Origin of the sequence: Mycolicibacterium smegmatis, assembly GCF_001457595.1 — a bacterium.
Classification (GTDB): Bacteria; Actinomycetota; Actinomycetes; order Mycobacteriales; family Mycobacteriaceae; genus Mycobacterium; species Mycobacterium smegmatis.
In genome coordinates this window covers 830,804-846,437 of the sequence record NZ_LN831039.1, presented here as the reverse complement: position 1 = coordinate 846,437, position 15,634 = coordinate 830,804, and the positions used below count along the sequence as shown (strand labels likewise).

The 15,634-nt window shown below is 66.7% G+C and carries 15 protein-coding genes; 8 read left to right on the top strand and 7 right to left on the bottom strand.

Annotated elements, in window-relative coordinates; all coding sequences use genetic code 11:
• Positions 1 to 35 precede the first annotated feature (35 nt).
• From AT701_RS03700 to AT701_RS03690, 3 genes are read left to right on the top strand one after another with little or no spacing between them, the layout of a single operon-like run.
• On the top strand, positions 36 to 1,034 hold the full coding sequence (locus tag AT701_RS03700) for a hypothetical protein (RefSeq protein WP_058125209.1): 999 nt from the start codon (positions 36 to 38) through the stop codon (positions 1,032 to 1,034).
• Positions 1,035 to 1,045: 11 nt separating this feature from the next.
• The gene (locus AT701_RS03695) at positions 1,046 to 2,215 is read left to right on the top strand and encodes an FAD-binding oxidoreductase (RefSeq protein WP_058125208.1); all 1,170 of its coding nucleotides are present in this window, start codon (positions 1,046 to 1,048) and stop codon (positions 2,213 to 2,215) included.
• A gap of 44 nt (positions 2,216 to 2,259) precedes the next feature.
• A complete protein-coding gene (locus AT701_RS03690; protein ID WP_058125207.1) occupies positions 2,260 to 3,162 on the top strand; it encodes an aldose 1-epimerase in 903 nt (300 codons plus the stop codon).
• On the opposite strand, the gene AT701_RS03685 is transcribed toward AT701_RS03690, so the two are convergent.
• Together AT701_RS03685 and AT701_RS03680 are read right to left on the bottom strand one after the other, a co-directional pair.
• Positions 3,149 to 4,798 carry an AMP-binding protein gene (locus tag AT701_RS03685; protein ID WP_058125206.1) on the bottom strand — a complete coding sequence of 550 codons (1,650 nt, stop codon included), beginning with the start codon at positions 4,796 to 4,798 and terminating at the stop codon, positions 3,149 to 3,151. The two genes, AT701_RS03690 and AT701_RS03685, sit on opposite strands and share 14 nt — an antisense overlap.
• On the bottom strand, positions 4,798 to 6,096 hold the full coding sequence (locus tag AT701_RS03680; protein ID WP_058127522.1) for an MFS transporter: 1,299 nt from the start codon (positions 6,094 to 6,096) through the stop codon (positions 4,798 to 4,800). Before AT701_RS03680 ends, AT701_RS03685 begins: the two co-directional genes overlap by 1 nt.
• A gap of 189 nt (positions 6,097 to 6,285) precedes the next feature.
• Between AT701_RS03680 and AT701_RS03675 the strand changes: the two genes are divergently transcribed.
• From AT701_RS03675 to AT701_RS03665, 3 genes are all read left to right on the top strand, one after another.
• Positions 6,286 to 7,029, top strand: coding sequence for an SDR family NAD(P)-dependent oxidoreductase (locus AT701_RS03675; RefSeq protein ID WP_058125205.1), 744 nt, complete (start codon positions 6,286 to 6,288; stop codon positions 7,027 to 7,029).
• Between the two features lie 28 nt (positions 7,030 to 7,057).
• Entirely contained in the window at positions 7,058 to 8,242 is a 1,185-nt protein-coding gene (locus tag AT701_RS03670) for an acyl-CoA dehydrogenase family protein (protein ID WP_011727137.1), read from the top strand.
• A gap of 77 nt (positions 8,243 to 8,319) precedes the next feature.
• Complete coding sequence (locus AT701_RS03665; RefSeq protein WP_003892139.1) at positions 8,320 to 8,910, top strand: TetR/AcrR family transcriptional regulator; 591 nt, start codon at positions 8,320 to 8,322, stop codon at positions 8,908 to 8,910.
• Here the strand turns inward: AT701_RS03665 and AT701_RS03660 are convergent.
• The 5 genes from AT701_RS03660 to AT701_RS03640 all read right to left on the bottom strand — a co-directional run bounded on the left by AT701_RS03660 (position 8,907) and on the right by AT701_RS03640 (position 14,171).
• Positions 8,907 to 9,266, bottom strand: a complete 360-nt coding sequence (locus tag AT701_RS03660; RefSeq protein ID WP_003892138.1) for a heat shock protein transcriptional repressor HspR — start codon at positions 9,264 to 9,266, stop codon at positions 8,907 to 8,909. The genes AT701_RS03665 and AT701_RS03660 overlap by 4 nt on opposite strands.
• The gene (gene dnaJ, locus AT701_RS03655) at positions 9,263 to 10,435 is read right to left on the bottom strand and encodes a molecular chaperone DnaJ (RefSeq protein ID WP_003892137.1); all 1,173 of its coding nucleotides are present in this window, start codon (positions 10,433 to 10,435) and stop codon (positions 9,263 to 9,265) included. The genes AT701_RS03660 and dnaJ overlap by 4 nt, the downstream gene beginning before the upstream one ends.
• A gap of 41 nt (positions 10,436 to 10,476) precedes the next feature.
• Positions 10,477 to 11,127 carry a nucleotide exchange factor GrpE gene (gene grpE, locus AT701_RS03650; RefSeq protein WP_003892135.1) on the bottom strand — a complete coding sequence of 217 codons (651 nt, stop codon included), beginning with the start codon at positions 11,125 to 11,127 and terminating at the stop codon, positions 10,477 to 10,479.
• Complete coding sequence (dnaK, locus tag AT701_RS03645) at positions 11,124 to 12,992, bottom strand: molecular chaperone DnaK (protein ID WP_003892134.1); 1,869 nt, start codon at positions 12,990 to 12,992, stop codon at positions 11,124 to 11,126. Before dnaK ends, grpE begins: the two co-directional genes overlap by 4 nt.
• Before the next feature lie 225 nt (positions 12,993 to 13,217).
• A complete protein-coding gene (locus AT701_RS03640; RefSeq protein WP_058125204.1) occupies positions 13,218 to 14,171 on the bottom strand; it encodes a LysR substrate-binding domain-containing protein in 954 nt (317 codons plus the stop codon).
• 119 nt (positions 14,172 to 14,290) lie between these two features.
• Between AT701_RS03640 and AT701_RS03635 the strand changes: the two genes are divergently transcribed.
• On the top strand, positions 14,291 to 14,950 hold the full coding sequence (locus tag AT701_RS03635; protein WP_003892132.1) for an RraA family protein: 660 nt from the start codon (positions 14,291 to 14,293) through the stop codon (positions 14,948 to 14,950).
• A complete protein-coding gene (locus AT701_RS03630; protein ID WP_058125203.1) occupies positions 14,947 to 15,558 on the top strand; it encodes an RraA family protein in 612 nt (203 codons plus the stop codon). Before AT701_RS03635 ends, AT701_RS03630 begins: the two co-directional genes overlap by 4 nt.
• Positions 15,559 to 15,634 lie beyond the last annotated feature (76 nt).

Here is a 15,634-nt window from a genome sequence, read left to right as displayed (position 1 = left end):
ACGCAAATTCAACGACGGATGAAAAGGCTTCGCTCATGAGCACCGCCACCGCTCCCGCTCAGCACGCCGCGCCCGCCCACGAACCCCCGGCCGCGGTACGCGTCACCGGGATCATCGTCGTGGTGACCATCGCGATCGTCATCTTCGCGATCGCCTTCGCCCTGCCCGCGACGCGTGCCAAGCCGGTGGACGTACCGATCGGTGTCGCCGGGCCGCAAGCCGCCACCAGCCAGGTGGCCGAACGGCTCGAACAGCAGGCACCCGGTGCTTTCGCCGTCACCTACTACCCCGGTGAGCAAGCACTGCGCGGCGCCATCCTCGACCGGAACGTGTACGGCGGCATCGCGTTCGGACCCGAAGGTCCGGCCCTGCTCACCGCGACCGGCGCGAGCCCCGCCGTCGCCCAGTTGCTGACTCAGATCGGTTCGGGCACCTCGGCTCAGTCCGGGATCGCGCTGCGGACCGAAGACCTGGCCCCACCCACCTCGGGTGACCCGCGTGGCACCGGTCTGGCCGCCTCTGCGCTGCCGATCACCCTGGCAGGCCTGCTGCCCGCCTTCGCACTTGTCCTGGCACTCAAGCACGAGGTGTGGACGCGCCTGATCGCGATGATCGCGTTCTCCGCCGTCGCCGGCGTGACGATCGCCGCGCTGCTGCGGTATGTGTTCGGCTCGATCGACGAGAACTTCTGGGGCGTCTCGGCAGGCCTGATGCTGGGCATCGCCGCAGCCGGCCTCGTCGTACTGGGGCTCGGCTCACTGTTCGGTCGCGTCGGGCTCGGCATCGGCGCACTGCTCGCCGTCCTCGTCGGCAACCCGCTCTCAGGCCTCACCGCGGCTCCGGAGATGTTGCCCGGCGGCACGCTCGGTCAACTGCTGCCCCAGGGCGCGAATGCGACCCTGCTTCGGTCCACCGCCTACTTCGGCGGCGCGGGTGCCGTGACGGCGATCGTGGTGCTGTGTTGCTGGGCCGCGCTGGGCACTGTGATGGTGGTCATCGCCGCTTTGCGTCAGGCACGGTCGAACCGAGCCTAAAATGCTCCGGCGTGGGCCTCGAAGATCGTGAATCGCTGCAAGTGCTGCGTGCTGCAGTCGACCCGGCGAACGATTCGGACCCCCTGATCCGCGACTTCTACACCAACTGGTTCGCAGCCGACCTGTCGGTCCGCGACCTGTTCCCGCCCGAGATGGCCGAGCAGCGCCGCGTCTTCGCCCATGCGTTGACCTGGCTGTTCGGGGAACTGATCGCGCAGCGGGCCGAGGATCCCATCACGTTTCTGGCCCAACTGGGCCGCGATCACCGCAAATACGGTGTGACGCAAGAGCATTACGACAGCATGCAGAGCGCGCTCTACGGCGCGCTGCAGGCGCGCCTGGCCGACCGGTGGTCCGACCGGCTCGCGGAGGCCACGCGCGACGCGGTCTCGTTGTTCATCGGGGTGATGCGGGGTGCGGCCGATGCCGAGCAGTCCCCCGCCTTCTGCGACGGCACGGTCGTCGAGACCCACCGGCTGACCCGCGATGTGTCGGTGATCCGGTTGCAGCTCGACGAGCCGCTGTTCTACCACTCGGGTCAGTACGTCACCGTCCAGGTGCCGCAGTGGCCCCGGCGCTGGCGGTACCTCAGCCCGGCAATCCCGTCCGACCGCTCGGGAGCCATCGAGTTCCATGTCCGGTCGGTCACCGGCGGGATGGTCAGCACCGCGATCGTCAACGAGACCCGGCGCGGGGACCGGTGGCGCGTGTCCAGCCCGCACGGCGCCCTGGAGGTCAACCGCAGCGGCGAGGACGTGCTGATGGTGGCGGGCAGCACCGGCCTGGCACCGCTGCGCGCGCTGATCATGGACATGACGCTGCACGCGGAGAATCCGCGAGTGCATCTGTTCTTCGGTGGACGGTTCCCGTGTGACCTCTACGACTTGAAGACGCTGTGGACGATCGCGTCGACGAATCCGTGGCTGTCGGTGACACCGGTGTCGGAGTACAGCACCGATCCGCCGTGGGCGCGTGACTACCCCGATCCGACGCCGCCGCGCGGCCTGCATGTGCGCCAGACCGGGAGGCTCGCCGATGTCGTGACCCGGTACGGCAACTGGGGTGACCGTCAGATCCTCATTTGCGGCGGGCCGCAGATGGTCGAGGTCACCAAGGCCGCGTTGATCGCCAAGGGCGCACCGCCAGAACGTATTCAGCACGATCCGCTCACCGCCCGGTGAGCGTTACCGGCACCGCCGGTGCGCAGTCGTGACAGACTGATCAGATGGTCGACTTCGAACCCGTCATCCTGCAGGACCCCGATTCCGCGCTCACGGCCACCTACGTGCCCAAGGCCGGGATGATCTGCACATCGCTGTCCGACGACGGAGTGGAGTTCCTGGGCCTGCGCCGCGGCCTGGAGGCCTATGTGAGTGCCGCCAAGACCATGGGGGTGCCCATCCTGTATCCGTGGGCAAACCGGTTGGGCGCCAACACATACACCGCCGAGGGCGCCACCGTGGCGGTCACACCGGGCGTTGCCGGGGTACACCCTGACGAGCACGGATGGCCGATCCACGGTGTGCTGGCCGGCAACAGCGGATGGCTCGTCGACGAGAAGACCGACAACACACTGGTCGCGAGCCTCGACTGGAGCAGCCAACCCGATCTGCTCGCGGTGTTCCCCTTTCCGCACACCCTCACCATGGCCGTCGTCCTGGCCGACCGGACCTTGACCGTGACAACGACGGTGACGCCGTCAACCGCCGCGGCGGTGCCGTTGAGCTACGGCTACCACCCGTATTTCACGATTCCCGGTGTACCGCGGTCCGAATGGCAGATCGAGACACCGCAGATGCGCCGCCTCACCGTCGACGACCGCGCCATCCCGACCGGTGACACGTCACCGTGGGCCGGTGGCACGGAAACACTCGGCGAGACGTTCCTGGATCACGGGTTCGACCAGGTTGCCGACGGATCGGTGTTCGCCGTGTCCGGTGGAAACCGCCGCATCTCAGTCACATTCATCAGCGGATACACCTGTTCACAGATCTTCGCCCCGCTCAACGACGAGGTGATCTGCTTCGAACCGATGACCGCGCCCACCGACGCACTGCGCCGTGGCACCTACCCGGTGGCGGCGCCCGGCGCCGCTCAGACCAGCGTCTTCTCGATCACGGTGCACTGACCCCGCTCACCGGATTGTCCCGGAGCGCGGCACGACGCAACTTACCCACCTCGGTGCGCGGCAGTTCGCTCACGAAGTCGACGACCCGCGGGGCGGCGTAGCGGCCGACGTGCTGTCCCACAAGGCCCTTCAATTCGTCGACCATGACGTCCTGCGCCAGCGCGGTGTCGGTCCGTACCACCACCGCGCGCACCACGTTGCCGTACGTGTCGTCGACGTGGGCGACGGCCGCGGCCTCGGCGACGCCCGGATGCTGCAACAGGGCGTTCTCCACCTCGACGGGGCTGACGTTGTGACCGGAGGCGATGATGATGTCGTCGTCACGCCCGAGCACCTGCCACCGCCCCTCGGCGTCGCAGACCGCGAGATCCTCGGTGAGGAAAACATCTTCGCGCCAACGCGCCTCCCACCGCTCCGGCACATTCTCGTAACCGGCCGACATCTGGTGGCGTGGTCGCCGTACGGCGATCAGGCCCGGCTCGCCTTCGCCCACGGGTTGTCCGTCCCGGTCGGCGAGGAACACGTCGAAACCCGGTATGGTCCCGGCGATCTTGCCCGGGTTCAGGGCGACGTCCGCATCGAGCACGTCGCCGAGCAACATGCCGACCTCTGACAAGCCGTAACCGTTGCGCACCGGAGGCGCGCCGGTTGCCTCCCATGCGCTTGCCACGGCTTCGGTCAGTGGTTCGCCGGCCGCCGCCACCAGGCGCAGATTCGATGGCACCCCGCCATGTGTCAGCGGTTCGGTCCAGCGGCGCAGCGCCGCCGGCGCCGTCGTGACGACGGTCGCCTGCTCCTCGGTCAGCACGCGGTACCACTTCTCGGGCACGAAGGGCCCGGTGTACATGACGCGGTGCACGCCCAGGGCCATCACCGACGCACCGGTGGAATACAGCCCATACGCCCAGGCGGGATCCGCGGTCGAGAAGACCACATCACGCGAATGTGGGCCGAGGCCGAGCACACTGACGGCATACGGCATCACCGACAGGAACGCCGCGTGGGTCATCACGCAGGCCTTGGGAGTTCCCGACGTTCCGCTGGTGAACAGGATCGTCGCGGTGTCAACGATTTTGGTGGGGACGATGGGACCGTCGGCATCGGCGGAGTCCAAATCAGACCAGAAGGATCGGTCGCACGCCACCTCGGAGCCACCGACGACGAACACGGACACATCGAGGTCGCCCAGTTGCTGCGCGCGGTGCAACGCTTCGCGGTACCGCGCATCGACGACGACGGCCGACACTCGGGCGGCTTTGATACGCAACGCGATCGGCTCGGGACCGAAGCCGCCGAACAACGGCACGTACACCAGACCGGATCGCCAGGCGGCCAACGCGGTGATCCAACTCTCGACCTGACGCGTCAGCAGTCCCGCCACGCGGTCGCCGCGGCGCAGGCCCGCACGCGCGAAAACCCTTGCGGCCTTGGCGGCCTGGCGGTCCAGCTCACGGTAGCTCCACTGGTCGGCCGATCCGTCCTCATGCCGGACCGTCAGCGCCAGGCGTCCCGGATCGGTCGCATACCGGCTGCACGCCTCGTGTGCGGTGTTGAAGTCCGGGCCGAAAGGATCACGGTCGAGCCGCGACTCGATGGCGTCCCAGGCCTGCTCGACAGTGCATACGTCGCGCGCCATCAGTAACTCACTTTCGCTGTCTTCGTGAACATCAGGGCGAATACCGTTGCCAGGCAGGCCGCGGCGAGGTACGCGGCAAGCGACCAGTGTCCGTGCGTCGCCGACCACAGGGTCACCGCGATGAACGGTGCGGGCGCGCTGAACACCACGCCGCCCATCTGATAGGACACCGACGCACCGGTGTACCGCACATCGGCGGGGAACAGTCGGGACACATAGGCCGCCACGGCCGAGTACGTCACGGCGTGTCCGACCGTCACGATGAGGATCATGGCGACCAGCACCGCCCACCCCTCACCGGTGCTCAACAGCCAGAAGAACGGATATCCGATCGCGGCCATGTACAACGAGCCGAGTATCAACATCTTTCGCGGCCCCATCCGGTCGGCCACGATCGAGACGTAAGGCACCGTGAAGATGTCGAGGACACACGCGACGAGCAGGCTCATCAGGATCGTCTCGCGTGCGACACCGAGTTCCTCAGGTCCGTGCGACAGCACGAACACGGTCACCAGGTAGAAGGGCACCAGTGACGCCGCCTGCGTGAGGATGCCCACCGCCAGCGGGCGCTTGTGGGAGCGCAGTACGTCCACGATCGGGTGCCTCACCACCTGGTCGTTGCGCCGAATCTGTTCGAACTCAGGCGATTCGGTGATCTGCAACCGGACGTAGAGACCTACCAGTAGAAGTGCCGAGCTCGCGAGGAACGGTACGCGCCATCCCCAGGCCATGATCTCGTCGTCGGGAAGTCGCTCCACGATCAGGAACGCCACGGTGGCGAGCACCAGTCCGGCCGGTACACCCGCCTGCGGGAAGCTACCGTAGAACGCACGCCGCTTCGGCGGCGCGTGCTCGACGGCCATCAGGACGGCGCCGCCCCACTCACCGCCCACCGCGAATCCCTGCACCAGCCGGGCAACGACCAGCAGAACCGGTGCGGCGATGCCGATCTGGTCGTAGGTGGGAATAAGGCCGATCGCGACAGTGGCCGATCCCATGAGCAACAACGACAGGACAAGCAGCTTCTTGCGGCCGATCCGGTCCCCGAAGTGACCGAAGACGATCGCGCCCGCCGGACGGGAGAAGAACGCCACACCGAACGTGGCGAAAGCGGCGAGGGTTCCCGACAACGGACTCAGGTTCGGGAAGAACGCGACCCCGAACACCAGGCCCGCGGCGGTGCCGAAGATGAAGAAGTCATACCACTCGATCGCCGTCCCCACGAAACTCGCGGTGGCAACCCGCGCCGGACTGACCGCCCCGACTTTCTGCCCGACCTCATTGTCGATGGTTGTCACGTCGACCCCTTCCGTGGCGGCGATTGTGCGCTCAGTCACAGTCCTAACACACCAGCCATCGGCATTGCAAGATTTTTGTACCGATCAGTCCAACCGCAGTCTCGGGACAGTCGTCGCATATTTACAGAGGTAAAGAGCATTTATCGGTCGCTATTGCGTTGATATTGAACCGATCAGTACAGTCCAGGCATGACGCAGTACGAAAACGACGCGGATCGCGTGGTGCTGGTATCGGGCGGGTCTCGCGGCATCGGCGCCGGCATCACCACAGCGCTGACTCGGCGGGGTGTGCGGGTCGGATGCACCTATCGGATCCGGCATGAGGAGGCCGAGAAGCTGGCATCCGACGCGCCGGATCTGGTACTGCCTGTGCATTTCGACCTGTCCGACCCGACCACCGCGACGGCCGCGGTCGACATGGTGGTCGACACGTGGGGGCGGCTCGACGCCGTCATCCTCAACGCCGGCCAATGGGCCGGTGGGCGACTGGTCACCAGCGAACCCGCCGCGTGGTGGGAGGTCGTCGAGACCAACCTGCGCGGGACGGTCGCGCTCACCCGGGCCGCGCTGCCCCACCTGCAACGTGGCAATTCGCCCAGCATCGTCCTGATCTCGTCGGTGGTCGGACTGATCGGCCACGCCGGCGACACCGCGTACGCCAGCGCCAAGGCCGCGATGGTCGGGTTCGGCCGCTCCCTCGCCAAGGAAGTCGCGCGTGACCACATCCGGGTGAACATCCTTGCGCCGGGTTTCATCGAGACCGACATGACCGACGCGGTGCCGGCGGGCGCTCGCAGCCGCATCGAGGATGCGACTGTCCTGGGCCGTTTCGGCACCGTCGACGAAATCGCAACGGCAGCAGTCTTCCTCAGCGAGGACGCCACATTCTGCACCGGGTCTGTCCTGACCGCCGACGGCGGCTGGGCCCTGTGACACTCCCAACCGGAAGGAAAACCCCGATATGACCGCCACTCTCGAACATGCAACCGGGTTGCCCGACGCCGAATACCGCGCCCTCAGAGACCGGATCTTCGACGCGATCTGGTCCGAACTCGATCCGCTCGAGGAGCGCATCGAGAACGAAGAGCGCATCCCCAACGAGATCGTGCTGCCGATCCTGGAACGGATCGGCGCCTTCGGACTGCTCGTGCCGCGGGAATACGGCGGCAGCGGGCTGTCGATCGCGCAGTACCTGCCCATCATCTCCGAGTTCGCGAAAGTCCAGGGCGGACTTCGTGTCATCGTGCACGTCCACAACTCTTTCGCCCACGCCCTGTCGGAGATCGGCAACGACGAACAGAAGGCCGCAGTGCTGCACGGCGCCGCGACCGGTGCGAACTCGGTGGCGTTCGCGCTGACCGAGCCCGGGCACGGCACCGGCGCCGACCTCGGGTCCTCGGCCGTGCGGATGGGCGACGAGTACGAGATCACCGGCGAGAAGTGGCTGATCACCAACTCCGACATCGCCACCCACTTCATCGTGTTCGCCAAGACCGCGCCCACCGAGGTGTCGGCCTTCCTGGTCCCCCGCGACACCGACGGACTGTCGATCGAACCGCTCCCGGAGACCATGGGCTGCAAGGGCGGCGAGCACGGCCACATCAGGCTTGCAGGAGTCCGCGTTCCGGCGACGGCGCTGATCGGCGCGGAAGGCGAAGGGAACCAACACCTCGAACGCGCGCTCGAGATCAGCCGCGTGTTCATCGCGGCGAGTTCGCTCGGCACCTCCGAACGCGCACTGGAGTTGTCGGTCGCGCGCGCCAAGGAGCGCGTGACCTTCGGCAAACCGATCGGTTCCCGGCAGGCCATCCAGCGGTACCTCGCCGAGATGGCCACAGACATCTACGCGCTGCGCGGCCTGCTCGCCGATGCGGCACACAAGTGGGACAGCGGGAAGCGGATCCCCGCCGAGGCGAGCATGTGCAAACTGTTCGGCCTGGAAGCGGTGGGCCGGGTCACCGACCGGGCGCTGCTGATCCACGGCGGCATCGGATACACCAGGGCCTACCCGGTGGAACGCCTCTACCGGGATGCCCGCCTCAACTGGCTCGAGGAGGGTACGCCGACCATCCAGTACATGGTGGCGGCCAACGAACTGTTGTCCGGGTACGTCTTCTCCGACGCCTTCGACGCCGCCGGCCTGTGACACCGGGCCCGTCCCCGGGCCGCGGCACCGACCTCATAGGCTGACAGGCGACACAGGTTCAAGGGAGCACGACGGCAGTGAGCAAGAAGTTCGAGTCGAACCGGGATGAGATTCTGCGCATTTCGGCCGAGTTGTTCGCGAAGTCGGGCTACCACGGAACCGGTATCTCCGACCTGGGGGCCGCGGTCGGACTCGGCCGCGGCGCCCTGTACCACTACATCGGCAGCAAAGAGACGATTCTCTACGAGATCAGCAGCAGGCAGTTGGCACAGATGAACAACCTGGCCGACGAGCTTGCGTTGACGGAGAAGGATCCGGAGAAACGGCTTCGGGGGCTGGCGCGCGCGCTGCTGCGCAACATCGCCGAGCACCGTGCCGAGTGGACGGTGTTCTTCCGCGAGTACCACGCGCTGACCGGCGAGCGGCGTGACCGCGTCATCGCCGCCCGCGAGCGCTACGAGGCGCACTGGCGCAACGCCCTGGACCAGGGCGTCCGGGACGGCCAGTTCCGGCCGTTGCCGACGCTCATGGTCAAGGGCCTGCTCGGTATGTTCAACTACAGCTATCTGTGGCTGACCTTGGACGGCCCCGAAAGCCCCGAGGACATCGCCGACGAGTTCCTCGATACGGTGCTCGTCGGCATGAACGCAGATGGTCTGCGCAGCTAGCGTTTTCGGTTGTTCCGTGGCTGCCAGAGCACCAACGCGGTGCTGGGCTTGCGCAGTCGCTCGACCTCGGCGGTCAGCTCGGCGACCCGGCGCTGAAGCGCGTCGACCTGATTGGTCAGCTCGATGATGCGCTTGATGCCGGCCAGGTTCACGCCCTCGTCCTGGGACAGCCGCTGCACCTCTCGCAGCAGGTCGACGTCGCGTTCCGAATAACGCCGCCCGCCACCGGATGTGCGCTGCGGGGTGACCAGGCCCAGCCGGTCATAGGTGCGCAGGGTCTGCGCATGCATGCCGGCGAGCTCGGCCGCCACAGAGATCAGAAACGTACGGGCTTCTTCGTTGCGTTTGCCGCTCATACATTCCCCGCCCATCCAGCACGCGGATCGAATCCGCTGGCACGCTCAGCTTTCGCGTAAGCCTCCAGCGCTTCTGCCGCTTCACCTTCCAGGTTCGGTGGCACCGCGACCTTCACGGTGACCAGTAGATCCCCGTGGCCACCCGACCGCTTGGGCACACCGCGTCCGCGGACGCGGAGGATCCGGCCGTCCGAGGTGCCCTTGGGCACCCGAACTCCGACCTTGCCGTCGAGTGTGGGGACCGAAAGCGTTGTCCCGAGCGCCAGTTCGTGGAAACTCACGGGAACCGTGACGGTCAGGTCGTCGCCGTCGCGCCCGAACACCTTGTCGGGACGCACGTGCACGGTGACGTAGAGGTCACCGGACGGCGCGCCGCGCAGGCCCGCCTCGCCCTGCCCGGCCAGCCGGATGCGCTGACCGTCCTCGACACCGGGGGGAATCCGCACGTTGATGGTGCGGGTCCTGGTGGTGACGCCGGTGCCCCGGCATTCCTGGCAGGGATGCTCGATGATCGAGCCGCTACCACGACACTCGGTGCAGGGTTCGGAGAAACCGAAAGCGCCCTGGTTGCGGCTGATCACGCCGGAGCCGTTACAGCTCGGGCACACCTTCGGACTGGTGCCCGGCCGTGCACCGCTGCCGTGGCAGTTGGTGCACGGCGCCGGGCTGGTCAGCCGCAGCGGCATGGCCACGCCCTTGGTGGCCTCCAGGAACGACAGTTCGGTCTCGGTCTCCAGGTCGTTGCCGCGACGCGGACGGCTCGGCCGCTGCTGGGGGCCGCGGCCGAACAGTCCGCCGAAGAGGTCGCCGATGTTCGCGCCACCGGTCTGCCCGGCAGCGTCGAACAGGTCGCCGAGGTTGAATTCGACTCCGTCGGAACCGAAACCGCCTCCGAATCCGCCGCCGCCCTGATTGAACCTGCGACCGAAACCACCTGCGAACAACCGCCGGGTCTCGTCATACTCCTTGCGCTTAGCGGGGTCCGACAGAACACTGTTCGCCTCGGACACCGCCTTGAACCGCTCCGCGGCTCCAGGATCGGAGTTCCGGTCAGGGTGCAGCTCGGCGGCCAGTTTCCGATAGGCCTTCTTGATCTCGTCGGCGCTGGCGTCAGAGGAGACGCCGAGTTCTTTGTAGAAATCCTTCTCGACCCACTCGCGTTGGGCCATGCTGCGCCACCTCCTTACCTCTTCTTTCTAGTCGGATCTGTCTAATTGTCTGATTCTGCGGCCTGTTCTGCCGCGGCGTCGGGTTTATCCCCAGAGCCGTCCTCCGGCTGGGCGCCGGATCCGTCCTCGGAGGCGTTGTCCGGAACGGTGTCGACGACGCCGACCATGGCGTGCCGGATGACCTGCTCGCCCACCCGGTAGCCGCGACGCATGACAGTTCCGACCACGGGGTGCGTACCGTCGCCCTCGTGCTGCACGGCCTCGTGCAGCTGCGGGTCGAACTCGTCGCCCTCCTCGCCGAACGCAGAAAGGCCCAGGCCCTCAAGGGTGCTGACGAGCTTGTCGGCAACCGCCTTGAGTGGGCCGGATTCCAGGTCGCCGTGGCTGCGAGCACGGTCGAGGTCGTCGAGCACGCCCAACAACTCGCTGACCACGTTGGCCTTCGTCCGCTCGGCGATGAGCTGCTGATCGCGCAGCGCCCGCTTGCGGTAGTTGTCGTACTCGGCCTTGACCCGCTGCAGCGTGGCCTTCAGTTCGGTGACCTCGTCGCTGTCGCCACCCGTTTCCGGTGCGGCCGAGGCCGGCGCCGACCCTTGCGGGGTCGCCGCCGGCTCACGAACCTCACCGGTCTCGGGATCGATGCGCCGTTTGTCGGTGATGGTCACCGGCTCGTGCGAATCGTCCTGAGTCACTTGTTCTCCTTGCCAGCGTCATCGTCGACAACCTCGGCGTCGACCACGTTGTCGTCACCCGGGGCCCCGTTGTCCGAGCCGCCCGCGGGCTGTTCGGCCTGAGTGGCCTCGTAGATCGCCTGGCCCAGGGCCTGGCTCTCCACGCCGAGCTTCTCCATCGCGGACTTGATGGCCGAGATGTCGGTGCCTTCGAGCGCCTTCTTGGCGTCGGCGATCGCCGAATCCACCTTGGCCAGCGTCTCCTCGGGCACCTTCGAGCCGCCACCGTCGGACGCTGCGCCCCTCTGTTCAGCGACGAACTTCTCCGTCTGGTAGACCAGCGACTCGGCCTGGTTGCGCACGTCGGCCTCTTCGCGACGCTTGCGGTCCTCCTCGGCGTGCGCCTCGGCGTCCTTGATCATCCGGTCGATCTCTTCCTTGGAAAGGCCGGAGCCTTCCTGGATCTTGATCGTGTTCTCCTTGCCGGTGCCCTTGTCCTTGGCGGTGACGTGGACGATGCCGTTGGCGTCGATGTCGAAGGTGACCTCGATCTGGGGCACGCCACGCGGGGCCGGCGGGATACCGGTCAGCTCGAAGCTGCCGAGCAGCTTGTTGTGCGAGGCGATCTCGCGCTCACCCTGGTAGACCTGGATCTGCACCGACGGCTGGTTGTCGTCGGCGGTGGTGAAGGTCTCCGACCGCTTGGTCGGGATCGTGGTGTTGCGCTCGATCAGCTTGGTCATCACGCCACCCTTGGTCTCGATACCGAGGGACAGCGGGGTGACGTCAAGCAGCAGAACGTCTTTCACCTCGCCCTTGAGCACACCGGCCTGCAGCGCAGCACCCACCGCGACAACCTCGTCGGGGTTGACGCCCTTGTTGGGCTCCTTGCCGCCGGTCAGTTCCTTGACCAGGTCGGTCACCGCGGGCATACGGGTCGAACCGCCCACCAGCACCACGTGGTCGATGTCGGACACCGAGATGCCGGCGTCCTTGATGACCTGCTGGAACGGCTGCCGGGTGCGGTCGAGCAGATCCTGGGTGATGCGCTGGAACTCCGCGCGGGTCAGCTGCTCGTCGAGGAACAGTGGGTTCTTGTCGGCGTCGACCGTGATGTACGGCAGGTTGATCGACGTGCTCTGCGAGCTCGAGAGTTCGATCTTGGCCTTCTCGGCCGCCTCACGCAGGCGCTGCATGGCCATCTTGTCCTTGGTCAGGTCGATGCCCGAGCTGCCCTTGAACTTGTCGACCAGCCACGTGACGATCCGGTCGTCCCAGTCGTCGCCACCGAGGTGGTTGTCACCGGAGGTCGCGCGGACCTCGACGACACCGTCGCCGATCTCCAGCAGCGAGACGTCGAACGTGCCGCCACCGAGGTCGAAGACCAGGATGGTCTGTTCCTTCTCGCCCTTGTCCAGGCCGTACGCCAGCGCGGCCGCGGTGGGCTCGTTGACGATGCGGAGCACGTTGAGGCCGGCGATCTGGCCGGCTTCCTTGGTGGCCTGACGCTGGGCGTCGTTGAAGTACGCCGGGACCGTGATGACGGCGTCGGTGATGTCCTCACCGAGGTAGCTCTCGGCGTCACGCTTGAGCTTCATGAGCACACGCGCGCTGATCTCCTGCGGCGTGTACTTCTTGTCGTCGATCTCGATGTTCCAGTCCGTGCCGACGTGGCGCTTGACCGAACGGATGGTGCGGTCGACGTTGGTCACCGCCTGGTTCTTGGCGGGCTGACCGACCAGCACCTCGCCGTTGCGCGCGAACGCGACGACCGAAGGGGTGGTCCGAGAGCCCTCGGAGTTCGCGACGACGACTGGATCGCCGCCTTCCAGAACCGCCACGACGGAGTTGGTGGTCCCGAGGTCGATACCGACCGCACGAGCCATGTTCTTGCCTCCTGATAGATATAGGGGTCTGAGCGGACTGCGCTCAAGTCTGCTCCGCCCCTCTACCGGCTGTCAATCTAGACTTGAGTCTATGTCACTCAACTTGCTGTCGTTTTCGTCAACGAGCGCAGGTCAGGATTTGTTCCCACGCCATCCACGCGACATAGGTCACATAGGCATGTACGCCGAACGGCCCTCCCCTCTATGCGTGGGGAGGGCCGCCGCTCACACCCGCGCCTCGGGCTCCTCACCGAGATGCCACACCACCGACGGCCACCGCCCTTCGAGTGCCGCCCCGTGCAGGATCCGCAACAAAGCCCCCGCCACGGCTCGCACCGCACCTGTCGACCGGTTCGTGCGCGGCGTCGCCAGCACAAGTTCACGCATCGCCATGGCCTCGGCCAGTGGCGCCAGGGAGAACTTGCCGGACGTCATCTCATCGGAGAGGCAGATCGCGGGAAGCACCGCCCAGCCGTGCCCGGCCGCCACCAGGTTCTTCTGCACCCGCGATGCGTTGGTCTCGACCGAGATGTCGATGTCCACTCCGGCGCGGGCGGCGGCTTCATCGACGAGTGAGCGAAGAGCGTTTCCACGGACCGGCACGATCAGCGGGTGACGGGCGATCTCGTCGAACCCGACTGGGATGTCGGGTTGCAGCACAGCCTCTTTCGGCGCGACGGCCCACAGCTTTTCCGATGCCACGGGAAGCGTTTTCAACGCTGTCTGATCCGTCACTCCGAACAGCAGAGCGACGTCCAGCTCGCCGTCGTACAGCCAACTTCGCAACTGCCCGGCGAACGCCGTGAACACCCGCAACCGCACGTTCGGATATCTGCGCCGCACATCGGAGACCAACTCCTCGGCCACGAGATCGGTGACACTGTCCAGGATTCCGACGCTCACGATCCCACGGACCCCCGACACCTCCGCACGCAGCTCCGCTTCGGCCTTCTCCAGTTCGTCGACCACCCGCCGCGCGCGCTCGACGAGTATGCGCCCCGCGTCGGTGAGCACCATCCCACGCCTGCTGCGCTCGAACAAAGCCACGCCCAACTCCGTTTCGAGCAGCTTGATCTGGCGGCTCACCGCAGGCTGCTCGACGTGCAGGATCCGCGCGGCCTTGGTGACGCTGCCCGCATCCGCCACCACCAAGAGCGCGTTGAGCCCCTTCAGGTCCATCCCGGTCCCGTCGTCCGTAGGTATACGCAGACCACATCTTTTCATTCCGGATTGTTATTCGACTCCCGTATTCATCGCAAATGAGAATGGCACTGCCCCTGAACTCCCAGAAAGGCGATATGACGAGCACCAGAACACCGACCGAGCGATTGAGCGCCCTGCCGACCGCGGCCGTGTCGGACGCACTTGACGCGCAGGGCCTGCCGGGTTCGCTGGCCGGCATCGGCCGTGTCACCGGGTCGACCCTCACGGGAACCGCGTTCACCGTCCGGTACGAGCCCGTCGCCGGTGACGACGGGACCGTGGGCGACTTCCTCGACGACGTCCCTCGCGGAAGCGCCGTCGTGATCGACAACGCGGGCCGCCTGGACTGCACCGTGTGGGGCGGCATCATGAGTCGGGTCGCCGCGGCGCGGGGCATCGCCGGAACCGTGATCAACGGGGTCTGCCGTGACGTCACGGCCTCGCAAGAGGTGGGCTACTCCCTTTGGGCCGCAGGACGATTCATGCGTACGGGTAAAGACCGGGTGCGTTGCGTCGCGGTCCAGACGCCCGTGGTGATCGACGAGGTCACGATCAACCCGGGCGACTACGTCCACGCCGACGCCGACGGCGTCGTCGTCGTACCCGCCCCACACATCGACGCGACGCTGGATCTCGCCGAACACATCGAGCGCATCGAGACCGTGATCGTCGAGACCACGATCGCGGGAACACCTCTCGCCGAAGCCCGCCGCAGGTTCGGATACCACACGCTGCAGACCAGGAGTGCGGGATGAGCGACCTGTTCACCAACCACACCTCCGCGACACTTCTGGAGGCTGCACAACGCGACGTCGCGCTGGATCCCGCCATCGCACCGGTCTGGCGGGGTGCCCGGGTTGCCGGCCCGGCCTTCACCGTTCAAGGCGTCGGCGGCGACAACCTCGCGCTGCACAACGCCGTGTGCAAGTGCCCGCCGGGGCACGTCCTCGTGGTCGACGCCGGCGGACAGGCCTTCGGGCACTGGGGCGAGATCCTGGCAGTCGCCGCAATGTCGCGCGGGATCCGCGGACTCGTCATCGACGGAGCGGTCCGCGACAGCGTCGAGCAGGAGAACCTCCGGTTCCCGGTGTTCTCGCGGGGCCTGGCGATCCGCGGCACCGGCAAGTCCTATCCGGGGGTGCTGGGCCGCCCCGTCCGCGTCGGCGGCGTCAAGGTACGAACGGGCGATCTGGTGGTCGGTGACGCGGACGGCGTCGTATCCCTTCCCGCCGAGCAGGTTCCGGAAATCCTCGAACGTGCGGACGCACGTATCCGCAAAGAGGAGCAGGTCATATCCGCGTTGCGGCAGGGCGCGACGACCATCGACCTCTACCAGTTCGACCCCACCGGGCTCGGAAACTAGAAACGACCAGGACATCAGATGACTCTCAACGACGAGACGCACATCCCAACGACCGCAAGCACTTCCAGAACCACTG